17 protein-coding genes are annotated in these 15127 nt (G+C 43.0%); 14 read left to right on the top strand and 3 right to left on the bottom strand.

All coding sequences use genetic code 11. The features are described 5' to 3' along the window. The first annotated feature begins 3 nt into the window (after positions 1-3). The 5 genes from ACTHPA_RS11260 to ACTHPA_RS11240 all read left to right on the top strand — a co-directional run bounded on the left by ACTHPA_RS11260 (position 4) and on the right by ACTHPA_RS11240 (position 4887). Positions 4-1146: a DUF445 domain-containing protein gene (locus ACTHPA_RS11260; RefSeq protein WP_440500351.1), complete on the top strand. Its 1143-nt coding sequence runs from the start codon at positions 4-6 to the stop codon at positions 1144-1146. Positions 1147-1159: 13 nt separating this feature from the next. Further along, entirely contained in the window at positions 1160-1510 is a 351-nt protein-coding gene (locus tag ACTHPA_RS11255; protein WP_440500350.1) for a YlbF family regulator, read from the top strand. Between the two features lie 71 nt (positions 1511-1581). After that, positions 1582-3087, top strand: coding sequence for a coproporphyrinogen III oxidase (locus ACTHPA_RS11250; RefSeq protein WP_440500349.1), 1506 nt, complete (start codon positions 1582-1584; stop codon positions 3085-3087). Positions 3088-3214: 127 nt separating this feature from the next. Then, positions 3215-3994: an enoyl-CoA hydratase gene (locus tag ACTHPA_RS11245; protein WP_440500348.1), complete on the top strand. Its 780-nt coding sequence runs from the start codon at positions 3215-3217 to the stop codon at positions 3992-3994. An 80-nt stretch (positions 3995-4074) separates the two neighbouring features. Then, the gene (locus ACTHPA_RS11240) at positions 4075-4887 is read left to right on the top strand and encodes an STAS domain-containing protein (RefSeq protein ID WP_440500347.1); all 813 of its coding nucleotides are present in this window, start codon (positions 4075-4077) and stop codon (positions 4885-4887) included. A 5-nt stretch (positions 4888-4892) separates the two neighbouring features. Here ACTHPA_RS11240 and mgsA read toward each other — a convergent pair whose 3' ends face one another. Continuing rightward, complete coding sequence (mgsA, locus tag ACTHPA_RS11235) at positions 4893-5339, bottom strand: methylglyoxal synthase (protein WP_440500345.1); 447 nt, start codon at positions 5337-5339, stop codon at positions 4893-4895. A gap of 76 nt (positions 5340-5415) precedes the next feature. After that, a complete protein-coding gene (locus ACTHPA_RS11230) occupies positions 5416-5601 on the bottom strand; it encodes a YhzD family protein (RefSeq protein WP_440500343.1) in 186 nt (61 codons plus the stop codon). A 161-nt stretch (positions 5602-5762) separates the two neighbouring features. Between ACTHPA_RS11230 and ACTHPA_RS11225 the strand changes: the two genes are divergently transcribed. From ACTHPA_RS11225 to yhaM, 8 genes are all read left to right on the top strand, one after another. Continuing rightward, the gene (locus ACTHPA_RS11225; protein ID WP_440500391.1) at positions 5763-5960 is read left to right on the top strand and encodes a helix-turn-helix transcriptional regulator; all 198 of its coding nucleotides are present in this window, start codon (positions 5763-5765) and stop codon (positions 5958-5960) included. A gap of 2 nt (positions 5961-5962) precedes the next feature. Continuing rightward, complete coding sequence (locus tag ACTHPA_RS11220) at positions 5963-6274, top strand: hypothetical protein (protein WP_440500342.1); 312 nt, start codon at positions 5963-5965, stop codon at positions 6272-6274. 18 nt (positions 6275-6292) lie between these two features. Continuing rightward, positions 6293-6595, top strand: coding sequence for a DUF3796 domain-containing protein (locus ACTHPA_RS11215; RefSeq protein WP_440500340.1), 303 nt, complete (start codon positions 6293-6295; stop codon positions 6593-6595). Between the two features lie 62 nt (positions 6596-6657). After that, complete coding sequence (locus ACTHPA_RS11210; RefSeq protein ID WP_440500339.1) at positions 6658-7557, top strand: ABC transporter ATP-binding protein; 900 nt, start codon at positions 6658-6660, stop codon at positions 7555-7557. Continuing rightward, positions 7550-8803 carry an ABC transporter permease gene (locus ACTHPA_RS11205; RefSeq protein ID WP_440500338.1) on the top strand — a complete coding sequence of 418 codons (1254 nt, stop codon included), beginning with the start codon at positions 7550-7552 and terminating at the stop codon, positions 8801-8803. The genes ACTHPA_RS11210 and ACTHPA_RS11205 overlap by 8 nt, the downstream gene beginning before the upstream one ends. Before the next feature lie 121 nt (positions 8804-8924). Then, positions 8925-10154, top strand: a complete 1230-nt coding sequence (locus ACTHPA_RS11200; protein ID WP_440500336.1) for a metallophosphoesterase family protein — start codon at positions 8925-8927, stop codon at positions 10152-10154. After that, complete coding sequence (locus ACTHPA_RS11195) at positions 10151-13039, top strand: AAA family ATPase (protein WP_440500335.1); 2889 nt, start codon at positions 10151-10153, stop codon at positions 13037-13039. The genes ACTHPA_RS11200 and ACTHPA_RS11195 overlap by 4 nt, the downstream gene beginning before the upstream one ends. Before the next feature lie 8 nt (positions 13040-13047). Next, positions 13048-13974 (top strand): 3'-5' exoribonuclease YhaM, encoded by a 927-nt coding sequence (gene yhaM / locus ACTHPA_RS11190; protein ID WP_440500390.1) that lies wholly within the window; start codon positions 13048-13050, stop codon positions 13972-13974. 35 nt (positions 13975-14009) lie between these two features. Here the strand turns inward: yhaM and ACTHPA_RS11185 are convergent, their stop codons facing one another. After that, a complete protein-coding gene (locus ACTHPA_RS11185) occupies positions 14010-14888 on the bottom strand; it encodes a peptidylprolyl isomerase (RefSeq protein ID WP_440500334.1) in 879 nt (292 codons plus the stop codon). Between the two features lie 141 nt (positions 14889-15029). On the opposite strand from ACTHPA_RS11185, the gene ACTHPA_RS11180 reads away from it, so the two are divergent. Next, positions 15030-15122 (top strand): YjcZ family sporulation protein, encoded by a 93-nt coding sequence (locus tag ACTHPA_RS11180; protein WP_440500332.1) that lies wholly within the window; start codon positions 15030-15032, stop codon positions 15120-15122. Positions 15123-15127 lie beyond the last annotated feature (5 nt).

The raw sequence follows: 15127 nt of genomic DNA, 5'->3' as shown, positions 1-15127 counted from the left end.
GCGATGGATTTCATATGGACGTTATTGTTTATGGCTTTCATTGGGGCATTGATAGGTGCCTTTACGAATCATTTGGCGATTAAAATGCTGTTCAGACCCCATGAAGCGAAATATATCGGAAACTGGCGGCTTCCTTTTACGCCGGGGTTAATTCCAAAACGGCGTGACGAACTTGCCGTGCAATTAGGGAGGACGGTCACGAACTATTTAGTGACGCCCGATGTATTGAGAAATAAATTATTGACGCCAGAAATGGAAAGAAAAGCAGAAGCATTCCTCCAGAAAAAGATTGAGGATCATGTACTTCATTCGGACAAGACGTTGCATGATTGGCTTCACGTGGCGGGTGCGAACGATGTTGTTGAGAAAGCTGAGCGTAAAATCGAGTCTCTCTTAGACGCCCAGCTTTTGAGCGTCCGTACAAAATTGACGTCGGGCACGATTGAAGAGGTTGTACCAATGGAATGGCAGGAACGGGCGAAAGCACAAATTCCTGTCATGACAAACTATGTCCTGAAGCGATCCGAGCAGTTTGTGGATTCGTATGAGGGTAAGGTCATGTTCCAGAAATTGATCAATGACTTTCTTGAGTCAAAAGGGACGTTCGGCGGCATGTTGAACATGCTTTTCGGCGATTCCAACTCACTCGTTGAGAAGGTGCAGCGGGAAGCATTGAAATTCATCAATGCGCCAGGAACTTACAATCTCTTGCATTCTGTTATCGATAAGGAATTTGAGAAGCTGCAAAAACGGCCAATGGAAGAACTGCTTGCAGGGTTTAATTGGGATGGACTGTTCACTTCCGTCAAAGCATATGCTAACAAGGAACTTGCGCTAGATGCCCGGTTGAATAAAACAATCCGGGATTATTGGCCAAATGGTTCCGAATGGACGGCAGAAAATTTGACGCCAAAAGTTACACAGTTCGCTTTTGATCAAGCGCAAAAGCAGTTAGAGGAATCTTTGAAAAAACTGAAGCTCGATCAAATTGTCAAAGAGCAAGTCGATACATTCCCGGTAGCTGTCCTGGAAGATCTCGTCCTTGGCATTTCCAAGCGGGAATTCAAAATGATTACGATCCTGGGCGGGTTTTTAGGCGGTCTCATCGGGATTGTGCAAGGGTTAATCGTCTTGCTTACTAACTAAGGGGGAATAGAGGATGACTATTAATATTTATGACGACTTGAACAAATTGGAGTCTACACTTCGGAAGACAGACGAATTTGCAGAGGTGAAAAACGCGATTGAGGAAGTAAAGAATGATGAGCAGGCGCTTGAGTTGTTCAAAAGCTTCCGTAAAATCCAAATGACGCTTCAGCAAAAGCAGATGCAAGGCGAAGAGATTGCACATGAAGAATTGGAATATGCGCAAAAAACGGCTCAATTGGCTCAGCAAAACGAAAAGATTATGCAAATGCTGCAAGCGGAAATGAAACTGAGCGGCCTAATTGAAGAAGTGAACCGTGTTTTAATGAAACCGGTTCAAGAAATGTATGAATCCATGCAATAAAACCGGCCTAGCCGGTTTTTTTGTGTTATTATTTCAGGGAGTCGAAACGATAACAGAAAGATGGAGTAACCATGCAAAAAATAATTTTAACAAAATCATTCGAACAAGATTGGATACGGATGTTCACCCATCTCGCCAACCTCTTCTTCGAACAATCTAAAGTCATCACAGATTCAAAAGAAGAAGGCATACTTGTCGATTTATCCATAAATAAAGACAGTGAAACAATACGGGGCAGCGCCCATTTAACCTACGATGGCAATGAATTCAGCGCGACGTTTACTGAACAAGTAACAATGGACAATTCTGAAACCGAGACGCGTCAGTTGAAAAGGGTTTATTCCCACGTATTCCTCGAAGTATTGGAACAACTTACTGGAATGAAACAATCTTGGGGCATCCTAACCGGGATTCGTCCAATGAAACTTTTCCATAAATACCGCCAACAAGGACATGATATCGAAGCGGCAAAGCGCCTATTAATGGAGAAGCACCGGATTTCTGAAGAGAAAAGTGAGCTTTTAGCGACGATTGAAAACGTTCAGCTACAGGCAATCCCTGATTTGCATCAAATCCAAAACGATGTGAGCATTTACATCGGCATTCCGTTTTGCCCAACAAAATGTGCATACTGTACGTTCCCGGCTTACGCAATTCATCGGAAAAATGGCCGCGTCGAATCTTTCCTTGACGGGTTGCATGAAGAAATCCGTGAGATCGGGAAATGGTTGACAGAACGGGATATCAAGATCACGACAATTTATTTTGGCGGAGGAACGCCGACTTCCATCGAAGCAGACGAAATGGATGCTCTTTATAAGACGATGTATGATTCATTCCCTCATATGAATGAAGTGAGGGAAGTAACCGTCGAAGCGGGTCGGCCAGACACAATTACCCCTGCTAAAATCGATGTGCTGAAAAAATGGGGCATCGACAGGATCAGCGTCAATCCGCAATCATATACAGATGAGACGTTGAAGGCGATCGGAAGGCACCATTCCGTCCAAGAAACGATCGATAAGTTCTGGCTGTCGCGAAATATGGGAATGAAAAACATTAATATGGACCTTATTATCGGCTTGCCGAATGAAGGGCTCGAAGAATTCCGCCATTCGTTAGACGAAACAGAAAAGATGCAGCCGGAATCGCTGACAGTTCATACGCTTTCATTCAAACGGGCTTCCGAGATGACGCGGAATAAAGAGAAATATAAAGTGGCGGATCGGGAAACGGTTGAACAGATGATGCAGATGGGTGAGCGTTGGACGAAGGATAATGGTTATGTTCCGTATTATCTGTATCGACAAAAAAACATTCTCGGCAATTTGGAAAATGTCGGATATGCGAAACCTGGCGAAGAGAGCCTATACAACATCATTATTATGGAAGAAGTGCAAACGATCATCGGAATCGGCTGTGGAGCGTCAAGTAAATTCATGGATCCTGCTACCGGCAAAATTACGCAATTCCAAAATCCGAAAGACCCTGCTGCGTATATCCTTACATTTGAAGAGTATATCGATAAGAAGATCGAACATCTTGAAAGAATCTTTCCTGAAGTAAGTTATAGCTGAATAGTAAAAATTTAGACCTTAGTAATTTTCGAATGCTAAGGTTTTTATTTGAATAAAGAGGGTATAGCAAGACAGTTATCGAATTAAGTAGTGAATAGCAATTCATAAATGAAGGGGTGGGACATTTATGTACACTACAATAAAACTTTCAATAGATGGCCGGCTTGCCAGATTGATGTTGCATCGTCCACAGTCCATGAATGCAATGGATGATGTGATGATGAAGGAAATTGGGGATGCATTTGAATCATTGAAATCTAATCAAGACGTTCAAGTGCTGATCATTCAAGGTGATGGAAAAGCATTTTCAGCTGGCGGGGATATAAAGAAAATGGTTGACCCAGACTCTCCAATGGATATTGAGAAAGTGATGGTCGATGTATCGCGTTTGGCAAAAGCGTTATACGAACTGCCGCAAATTACGATTGCTTCAATTCACGGTGCTGCAGCTGGGCTCGGTTTTAGTATGGCGCTCGGTTGTGATTTCATCGTAGCTGAGGAGAGTAGTAAACTTGCAATGAATTTTATCGGTATCGGGCTTGTACCTGATGGTGCCGGCCATTTCTTCCTAAAAGAACGGATTGGAGTGCCGAAAGCGAAGCAGCTAATTTGGTCGGGTGAAGTGATGAATGCTGGAGTAGCTATGGAGAGAGGGCTCGTCGATCAAGTCGTTCCGGACGGTACTGCCGGACAAGCTACTGAAGCGCTTGTTGAAAAGTTTCTATCAGCTCCAATCGCGGCAATGCTTGCTTCCAAAAAGATATTACATGAGCAGAAAATTGCTGAGTTGGAAAATGTATTGCGAATGGAAAGCGAAATGCAAGTGGCGATGCGAAAAACAAAGGATCATTTGGAAGGAATTAAGGCATTTGTAGATAAAAGAAAACCGGTCTTTATAGGAGAATAATTTTTCGGACAGCTGTTGTCCTTTGTATTTTGGATGACAACTGTCACTACATAGAGACATGAACTCATCGGAGGGAAGTTATGACAAGCTCAATTAATTTTGAAGTGAATAAATTTATTAAAGAAAATGGGGAGCATTTTGAAGAAGAATTATTGAAAGAGGCGTCGACTGTAAGGGAAAAAATTAATGAAATCCTCGAAGTCGGGAATATTGATTTAATTAATAATGCACATAAACTTGTCTCCTATACGATGGAATCGAGAATGGAAGAACTTCAGCAATTCGCAAAAGGAGAAGGAATTGCTTGGGCAACTTATTCATTGACACTAGCGTTTAAATTGGAGTGGGTCCAAGCTATCCGGAGGACAGTTTGGACATTCGTTCAAAAATTTATCGAGGTTAGGGAAGTCGAAATCGACTTTTTTCACATGGAGAAACAAATTAATATATCTATCGATAAATTCCTGAACACATTTTTCATTAGTTATTCTGAATATAAGGATGAACTCTTGAAGGCACAAAGGGAACTCGTTGAGAATCTATCGGTGCCTATCATCCCGATTACCCCTACTGTTTGCATTCTTCCTATTATAGGTTCGATCGATTATTACAGGTCGAAAGTAATGGAAGAGAAGGTGTTGATGGAAGTTGGCAGATTGCACACTCAAACGTTGCTGATGGACCTATCTGGGATAGCGGTCATGGAAGCGGAAGTGATTGATCAGTTAAAGAAGATCATTGATGGGGTAGCCATGATGGGATGCACAACAGCAATTACAGGATTACGACCAGATGTCGTCCGAAGCATGGTACGTCTTGGTGTCCAATTTGAAAGGAACACACAAATGGTTGGAACACTGCAACAAGCACTGAGAATTTATTTCACAAATTAAAGGACTTACTCCCCTAGAGGAGTAAGTCCTTTTGTTTTGTATTTATCCGCTGTGTCGCGCCATGTGAAATAGCCTCTTTCCACTGCCGCTATTAACAATTCAGCAGTCGCAATATTCGTTGCGAGCGGTATTCCATAAACATCACAAAGACGCAGTAATGCACTGACGTCAGGCTCATGGGGCTGGGCGGTCAAAGGGTCACGGAAGAATAGGATTAGATCCAACTTTCCGGTAGCAACCATGGCACCAATCTGCTGGTCGCCTCCTAACGGTCCTGACATCATCCGGTTAACATGAAGATCAGTTTCCTGCATAATCCGTTTTCCAGTTGTACCAGTTGCATACAACTCATATTTTGAAAATACATGTTCATATGCAATCGTGAAATTCACCATTTCATCTTTTTTCTGATCGTGTGCAATGAGTGCAATATTCAAGTGGAGCACCTCCATACTGTGGCTTGCACCTTTAACATATCATAGGGGCATAATCGAAGCCAAATCTTATAAATGGTTTTACCAATTCTTATTATACGTGAAACAGCAATAGTTTCCCTGCTGGTGAAGCGAGGCGATGCGTTTGTTCAAGGAGATTTTTTTCTTCGAGCAAAGCATGGCCTTTTTCTTTTGCCGAATCATCGTTATCTGCCGTGAATGTTTCCTCTGTAATTAACTGTCCTGTTTTTTCATAAGCCGTCAATTTATAAGTTCTCAACCTAATCACCCTTCCGTCCTTTTCTCCATTATACTATGAACGCTTCAGAAATGAATAGCTATTCATTCCGAAAACGAATTGTAAAGGTTGCTTGACATTCTGCATATAGTAAAGTAACCTTTACGTAAAGCAACCTTTACAATGAAAGGGGGAGCATGTAACTGAATAACGTGATTAAGGAATTGCGAACGTCGATGGGTTGGACGCAGGATGATCTTGCGGAAAAGTTAGAAGTGTCAAGGCAAACAATCATCTCTCTGGAAAAAGGAAGATATAATCCATCGTTGATTTTAGCATTTAAAATTGCGAAGCTCTTTAATTGCCGTATTGAAGATATTTTTCAACCGGAGGAGGTTTGAAGATGTACGAAGGATTTGATATTTGGGCGTTTTTGGCGGGCTTGCCGCTCGGGCTAGTTATATGGGGAATTGTGCATTATTTAATGTGGAAAAAAGGAAAGAAGGAGCGGTTATTTGATGAAAGGTATACAAACCTTCATCGACACGCGAGATCGATTTCATGGAAGGTAATGACCGTAGCTATTTTACTTGCTTGGATCATCGTCATGATTGTTGAAGGAGCAAAATTGGCGTTTTTTATCTTAACTGGGCTGTGGGTTATTCACATGCTCTCCTGGATGGTAGGGGCAGCGATTGTGAACAAACATCATTAATGGGAGAGGGGGGGAACTATGGTTCCATCAATTGAAAGTATATCAGGATTTATAACAGGGGCGGGAATCGTACTATTGATCGCCTTCCTTTATTTCAAAAAGGGAAAGAAAGAACGCCGCTTTGATGAAAGATATCAGGAGGTTCACGGGAAAGCGAGAACACTGTCATGGTCAATTACACTTATTGCGCTTATGTTGATGTGGGTAGGAGCACTTATTTTCGAAGGTCCGAAATTGGCCTATCTCCTACTGTCATCAGCATATGGAGTGATGCTCATTTCATATTGTATCGGGGTCCTAATAATGAATAAGCGGATGTAGCGAAACTATTATTCAATGAAACACGTAAATGAATAAAGCCTGAAAAGGGAAGGGAGAAACAAATGGCATTACAAATCGAAAATGTAACAAAGCGGTTCGGGGATTTCACTGCTGTTGACCAATTGAATCTTACGGTGGAAAAAGGTTCTATGTACGGATTCCTTGGAGCGAACGGGGCTGGTAAAACGACTACGTTCCGCATGATTTTAGGGTTATTGAATGCGAATGAAGGACATATCACTTGGAACAATAAAACAATTTCCTATGATACAAGTCCGGAAATTGGCTATTTGCCGGAGGAACGAGGACTTTATCCGAAGATGAAAGTGGAAGACCAGCTAATTTTCCTCGGTGAATTGAGGGGAATGAAGAAGGCGGATGCAAAGAAGGCAATTGATTATTGGCTCGATCGGTTCGAAGTGTCGCAAAATAAGAATAAAAAAGTGGAGGAGCTATCGAAAGGGAATCAACAGAAAATACAAGTCATCGCAGCATTAATGCATGACCCGAAGCTCCTTATCCTCGACGAGCCATTTTCTGGACTCGACCCGGTAAACGTGGAAATGTTGAAGAAGGCAATCACCGATTTCAGAAATAACGGAGCGACCATCCTTTTCTCCAGTCACAGGATGGACCATGTGGAAGAATTATGTGAGAAGCTTAGCATCATCCATCATGGTAAGCAGGTCGTGAGCGGCTCGTTGCGGGATGTGAAACGGTCATTCGGCAGACAAAATGTACGAATCCGTTCTGATTATGATTTGAAGAACCTCGATAATGTTCCGGGCGTCATTTCCGTCGCTCATTCCGTTGAAGGCGCTGTCTTCCAGATCGAGGAGGAAGAAGTGGCGACCGATTTGTTGACAGCTGCATTGCAAGCCGGTCCGATCCGCCACTTTGAAATCGAAGAGCCTTCCTTGCAAGACATTTTTATCGCAAAGGTGGGGAAAGAATATGCGTGAGTTTTGGATCGTTTTTAAACAAGCATTTGCGTCAAAGGCAAAATCAAAGTCTTTTATTATAACAACCGTAATTATGATAGCCGCAATATTTTTATTAGCAAACATATCAAAAATTATTGATACAGTTCAGGAAGTGACAGGAGCAGGTGATTCACAGAATGCCCTACAAGTCGTAGATTCAAGCGGGATGCTCGTCGATAGGCTGCAATTGCAGTTAGCAGACGATATCTCTATCGAAGCGACCGACGAATCGGAAAAGAATCTTGAGGAGAAAGTGTCGTCCGGGGAAATCGATTCATTCCTTAGCCTCTCAGTCGATGATGGAGGAATTATCCATGCGAAGTATACGACGATGAGCATGATGGATTTTTCATTCCCGATGCGTATACAAGATGCATTGCAATCAATCCAAACAGAAATGAAGGCAGAAGAGCTTTCCCTTTCAAGTGCACAAGTTCAAACTTTGTTTACTCCAATTCAGTTTGACCAGAAAAACGTCTCGCCTTCCGCAAAATCGGAAGAGGAGCTGAATCAGGCGAGAGTTCTCGTTTATGTTCTCATGTTCGTCATCTATATGGCAGTCATCATGTATGCGAGCATGATTGCGATGGATGTCGCGAATGAAAAATCTTCAAGGGTAATGGAAATCCTTATTTCAAGCATTTCACCTGTAAAGCATATGTTTGCGAAAGTGTTAGGAATTGGATCATTAGGGATTCTTCAAATTATCATTTACGGAGTGACAGGCTACATCGCATTGAAAACGTCCGCGACGGAAGTACCTGGAGGGTTTTCGGATTTCTTCAGCATGAAAGATGTAAGTATAAGCACATTGGTGTATGCGGCAGTATTCTTCGTGCTCGGATACTTCCTCTATGCAACTCTTGCTGCTTTACTAGGTTCGTTGGTGAGCAGGGCAGAAGATGTCCAGCAAATGATTATGCCGATGACGATGCTTATTGTCCTAGCATTCATCATATCCGCAACGGGCTTGGGCAACCCTGAACTCGGCTATGTGACATACTCTTCATACTTCCCATTCTTTGCTCCGCTCGTCATGTTTTTGCGGGTAGGTATGCTCGATTTGCCGATGTGGGAACCGTTGCTTTCAATCGCCATTATGTTATTGACGATATTTGTTCTCGGCTGGTTCGGTGCGCGTGTGTACCGTGGCGGAGTCCTTATGTATGGACCTTCACGTTCATTGAAGGACATTAAAAAAGCGATCCAGTTAGGGAAAGAATAATGACAAGCCGTTTTTCGTCGAAATAATCGACGGAAAGCGGCTTTTTCATGAAATATTTTCTAATCTGCTTTCACGTATGGTAAAATTAGAACAAATATTCGTGAGGAAGGGAAGATGCTTCTTGTCTACAATCCGTTTTATACATACGGCAGATTTGCATCTCGACAGTCCGTTCAAAGGGATGACAGGACTGCCACCGGCACGGTTGAATGAACTGCGGGAAAGCACATTCACTGCTTTCAACCGACTCATTGACTATGCGGTCGAATCTTCGCCGGATTTCATATTAATCGTTGGAGATATTTATGACGGAGAAGATCGCAGCTTGCGGGCTCAGAGGAAATTCCAAGAAGGGATGGAAAAGCTCCATAAAGCAGGGATTCCTGTCTATATCACTTATGGAAATCATGATCATCTAAGTGGGAATTGGACCCGTTTTGAACTGCCGCCGAATGTCCATGAATTTTTAGGTGAGGTAGAAGAAGTGTCATTGACGGTAAGAGGGCAGGAGGTCGTGATCCATGGCTTCAGTTATCCAAACAGATATGTTAAAGAGGAAATGGTCAGCAAATACCCAACCGCTTCAAACAATCAATCATTCCATATTGGGCTGTTGCACGGAAGTCTCGCCGGAAACGAAACACATGCTGTCTACTCGCCTTTTACAATCTCGGATTTACAGTCAAAGCATTATGATTATTGGGCTTTAGGCCATATCCATCTCCGTCAGCAATTATCGGACAACCCTCCGATCGTCTATCCTGGGAATATTCAAGGACGTCACCGGAATGAATCAGGGGAAAAAGGGTTTTACGAAGTGGAGCTCAGTAAAACGGATGCAGTCCTATCATTCATCACGACTTCAGCCGTCCATTTCGGACGTATTCAAATCCCTTGTGCACAGATTACACATGCGAATGAATTCCTCACTGTTTGCGAGGAGGCATTGCTTTCATTCGCTTCGGAACATGGGCCTGCCGTCGTCGATGTTGAAATCTTGCATCTTGACGAGGAAACCTCCGCTTTTTTTGCACAGACAGCGGAAGATATATGGCTGGATGCCATACGTGAATTGATGGAAGGCGATGAACCGTTTGTATGGGTTCAGCGATTGACAAGTATCTATGCTCTCCATAAACAGGAAAACAATTCGCTCGTAGAATCTGTACTTGGACAAGTTGACAATTGGTCGACTGAACAGTGGAAACAAGTGCTGGAAGACGTTTATCAGCATGTGCGTACTACAAAATACCTCGACCCGTTAACAGAACAAGATATCCACGACTTACGGAATGATGTTGAGAATCTCCTGTTGAATGAGTTGCCTACGATGTTGGAGGTGAATCGGTGAAAATTAAAAAGTTGGTCATTTATGGCTTCGGAAAGCATGAAAACAAAACGATAGAATTCAGTGATGGCATAAATGTACTCTACGGCCATAATGAAGCGGGCAAGACGACGATCCAGCAATTCATTATGCAAACGCTTTTCGAATTTCCCCAAAAGAATAGTGCACAGATTCGATATGAACCGAAAGCGGGCGGTAAATTTGGCGGTCAAGTCCATCTGCACGATGATCTGTATGGAAACTGCATCATTGAGCGCGTGCAAGGAAAATCAGCGGGAGACGTTACCGTATATTTCGAGGATGGCACACAAGGCGGGGAAGAAGCTGTCAAAGCAATCGTAAGGCAGTACGACCGCGCCTCATTCGAATCAATTTTCTCTTTTTCTCTTCTTCAGTTGCAAGGCTTCGAGCGGATGGATGAAACCGAGTTAAGTAGGACGCTCCTCTCCTCGGGTACAACTGGCGTCGATACATTATTACGTGTTGAAAAAAAGATGGAGAAGGAGATGGGGGATTTATTTAAAAAATCCGGTCGCAATCCGGAAATGAATGCCCGAGCCAGCGAATTGAAGGAAATGGAGAAAGAGCTGAAAAGCGCACAGGAGCGGATTTCAGCATACGCTCCGAAAACGAAACGTATCCATGAACTTGAAAGGGAATGGGACGAAGCTAAACGAGCGTATGATTCATTGCGGGAGCAATATCGGGATCTGGAAGTAGATCTTCAATTATTACCGTTGAAGGAGAGGAAAATAAAACTCTCACGCAGACTGGAGGAAGTCCGTACTAACACTTTTCCAGCTGATGGAATTCGTCGCTTTGAAATGATTACTAGCAGACTGACAGAGATGGAAGCGAAGAAACGTGGTTTGGAAGCTGAAATAACGGCGCTGGCAGAGAAGGTGCCGGATAATCCTAGCCCGGAAAGGATCGCAAATTTTGAACGTTTGCTTGCGCGTGAGCCGGAGTGGCATGAATGGCGTTCGACAATCAGTGCGCTCCGCGAAAATATGGCACAGTTAAAAGTGAAAAGACTTCGCCTACTGGACCGTTTAGGCTTAGGTAAAGCAGATACTGTGCTGCATGTGGACGTTTCGATTCATAAAGAAGAACAGTTATATGAACAACTGCAGAGAGCGGATGCTATGAATCAGCAAATCGGCTTTATGGATAGGCAGCTTTCCCAATTAGAGAATGAATTGCGGGACATTCGAAATGAACAGCTCACATTGCAAAAGAACTCTCCTTCAGAAGTGGAGAGGAAGAAAGCGGAAGAGTGGCCATCCATTCGAAATCGGCTGGCCGAAGCGAAAGCGTTTATTCAAATGGGACAGTCAAGCAGGGAAGACGGCAATTCAACAATGCTTATGATTTTGCTCATAGTGGCGGCCGCATTGTCCGTTGTAGGGCTTTTTAGTGACCAGTGGATCGTCGTCGGACTTGGTGCGGTTCTTGCTGTGCTTGCTGTCATTGCAAAGCTTGGGAAACGCAGCGGTCAGCCGTCCCAAAAAGATATGGAAATGAAGCGGTTCGTCGATGCTTACGCCGGACAAGAAGCGATGATGGAAGCTATTGTTGAAAAGGTACGGGAATACGAAGAGAAGCAAAGTAGGCTGACAGAAGCCGCACAAGCAACTGAACGGAAAATGGGAATGATTGAGGAAGAGTATGGAGTTATCATGCAAGAAAAAGAACAGCTAGATACATCTTTAAGCGGATTCTTTCTTGCATATGGATTACGGAAAATACCGAACTCTGGAATCCTTCACGAGTTTTTTAGCATGGTCCGATCGTTGCAGGAAATGGAACGCGAGTTGGAAGACAATGAGCGCAGGTCGGAAGCGATCCAAGAGGAGATTCGCTTGAGGTACTCAGAAATAGAAAGTCTTTTATCGAAGGAAGTTCCGGAGTCATCGATCTACGATCAATTGCGCTCGGCTTACATTTCATTAAAAGAGAAGTCGCAATCATTTAAAACGACCACTCGTAGGATTGAAGAAATCAAAATACAAAAGCAAGAGGCGGAAGAGTTGCTATCTTCGTTAAGCAGTCAGCAACAAGAATTGTTCGGAGATGCCGGCGTAGAGACGGAAGAGCAATATTACAAAGCTTATGCGGCATTTCAGGAAACACTCACTTTGACGCAGCAAATCGATGATATTAATTCCCAACTCTCAATGCATGACGTGACAGAGAAAGAGCTTGGACGTCCGGAAGGCGAACTTCGGGAAAAACTCCATAAGATTGAAAAGCGCCTTTCTGGACTGGAAGAAGAGATGAATTCGTTAGTGAAAGAAAAAACCGCCTTGGAAGTTGAAACGGAGAAGTTGTTAACCGACGATTCTTATCAACGGAAACAGCAACTATTTGAAATGAAGAAAGCGGAGTTTGCCGAGCTTGCGAAACAATGGTCAGTCCGCCAAGCGATTGTCGCTGCAATCAGTGGCATGATGGAGGAATTAAAGGAGAAAAAGCTGCCTGAAGTGCTGAACAAAGCGGAAAATATATTCAATGAACTGACGGGCGGTGCCTATATATCTCTCGTATTATCGGAGAATGGTTTATTCCAAGCTGTTGCTCAAAACGGAATCCGTTACCCGATCATTGAACTGAGCCAGGCGACAAAGGAGCAGGCATATATCGCGTTGCGATTGTCATTGGCTAGCGCCAAAGAGGAAACAGCTCCATTTCCACTATTGTTGGATGATCCTTTTGTCCACTTTGACGAAACGAGATTTTCACGTATGATGGAAATTATGGAACGGCTTAGCACGAAGCATCAGTTCATCTACTTCACGTGTCATGATAAGATAGTAGAATACTGGACGAATGCAACGATTATTAACGTTTCCGAGATGGGAAGCGCCAAGGGGGCGATGACAAGGTGAAAAAAATAATGGAACATCAGGCCGGGGAACCGGTTGATCTTTTTTTACTCATTAAACAATCGACGAAGGGCATTACACAACAGGGAAGCCCTTTTATGACACTTATTTTGCAAGATAAGAGCGGTGATATCGAGGCGAAGCTTTGGGATACCGGTGAAGAGCAAGAACGTCTATATGCTGCCGCGACGATCGTCAAAGTCGGCGGAGAGGTGCATGAGTACCGAGGAAAGAACCAGTTGCGCATTAAAAGCATCCGTCCTGCAAAAGAAGAGGAAGGCGTGACAATTTCAGATCTAGTCCCTTCTTCTGCAAAAAGTAAGGAAGTCCTTTTTGAAGAGCTATTGCAATATTTCTTTGAGATGAAAAATCCGTATATCCAACGTATTACGAGACATTTATTGAAGAAGCATCAAACGGACTTCCTCGTATACCCGGCTGCGACAAGGAACCATCATGATTATGTATCGGGCTTGCTCGATCACGTCGTCTCGATGCTGAAGCTAGGCAAGGCGATTGCCGAACTGTATCCAGCTTTAAACAAAGATTTATTATACGCTGGCATTATATTGCATGATATCGGCAAGGTCGTTGAACTATCAGGCCCTATCGGCACGCAATATACGATAGAGGGGAACTTGCTCGGCCATATAACGATCATGGTGAATGAAATATCGAAAGCGGCGGATGAACTTGAAATTCAAGGGGAGGAAGTGATGCTTCTTCAGCATATGGTCTTGTCCCATCATGGAAAAGAGGAATGGGGAAGCCCGAAACGTCCAATGCTGATGGAGGCGGAAATTCTTCATTATATCGACAATATCGATGCGAAAATGAATATGCTTGGTCGGGCATTGTCCAAAACGGCGAACGGTGAATTTACAGAGCGGATTTTTCCGCTGGATAATCGATCATTTTACAAACCGAATATTGATTGAAAAAAAGGCTGCCTCAGGGGCAGCCTTTTTAGTCATTATTTTTCTTCTTTTGCGTCAGCTTTTGCAGGCAAGTAGCTGTCCAAAGCTTTTTTAAACTCATCGACTTTAATGTCGACATCAGCAGCTTTGATTAGTTCTTGAAGCTTCTCTTCGAATTGAACACGTTTCAAGCTATCTTCGATTTCAGCTTTGATTTCATCTTCTGTTTTTTCGGTTTCGGCTTTACGTGTGTCGAGCAATTCAATGATATGGTAACCGAAGCTTGTCTTTACAGGCTCACTGATTTCTCCTTTTTTAAGGGCGTAAGCTGCATCTTCAAATTCTTGGACCATTTTTCCAGGACCGAACCATCCAAGATCTCCACCTGTTTCTTGTGCAACAGGCTCAGTGGAATATTCCTTCGCTAATTTAGCGAAATCTCCACCGTCTTTCAATTTGGTCAATACTTCTTTTGCAGTCTTTTCGTCTTTAACGAGGATATGGCGTGCATGAATTTCTGTTTTCGCACGTTCTACGCCTTTTGCGATATCTTCATCGGACACTTTCAAAGACTCGATCATTTTCTTTTGAAGCATTTGAGATTTTACGTTCTTCTCAAAGAATTTTTCAGTAATTCCTTGTTGTTGGAGGTACATTTCAAAGTTTTCTCCGAAAGGTTCTTTTTGAGCTTTGATTTCCTCGTTTAGTTCCTTATCAGAGATTTTATATTCTGTTTCCAACGCTTGTTGAAGAAGCAAGTTTTCAACAACTTGTACACCAATTGCGTCCTTCATTTCTTCATATAGGTCTTCTTTTGTAATATTTCCGACTTTGGTTGTAGCGATGATTTCATCATCAGCTGCTTTTTGGTCGTTACATGCCGCTAACGTTAAAACTGAAGCTGCCATTGTTATTGCAAGGACTGTCTTTTTCATTATTTTTTCTCCCCTAACTTTTCTGTACGACAGTTGATACTATAACATAAAAACGATTATAAAACAAAAAGGTTCCTTACCGAAATGCCTATAACCAAAAAAGTCCAATGCATAGGATACAAAGAGAGAGGAGGTGCTCCAATGAGTGGATATGGCCAAGGCTCTTCTGGATTCGCTTTGATTGTTGTGTTGTTCATCTTGTTAATCATCGTCGGAGCTGCATACTTGTACTAAAAGAA

Source organism: Sporosarcina sp. SAFN-015 (genome assembly GCF_051966875.1).
Lineage (GTDB): Bacteria > Bacillota > Bacilli > Bacillales_A > Planococcaceae > Sporosarcina.
Note: the sequence above shows the minus strand (reverse complement) of the source record. Positions and strands in the feature narration are given on the sequence as shown.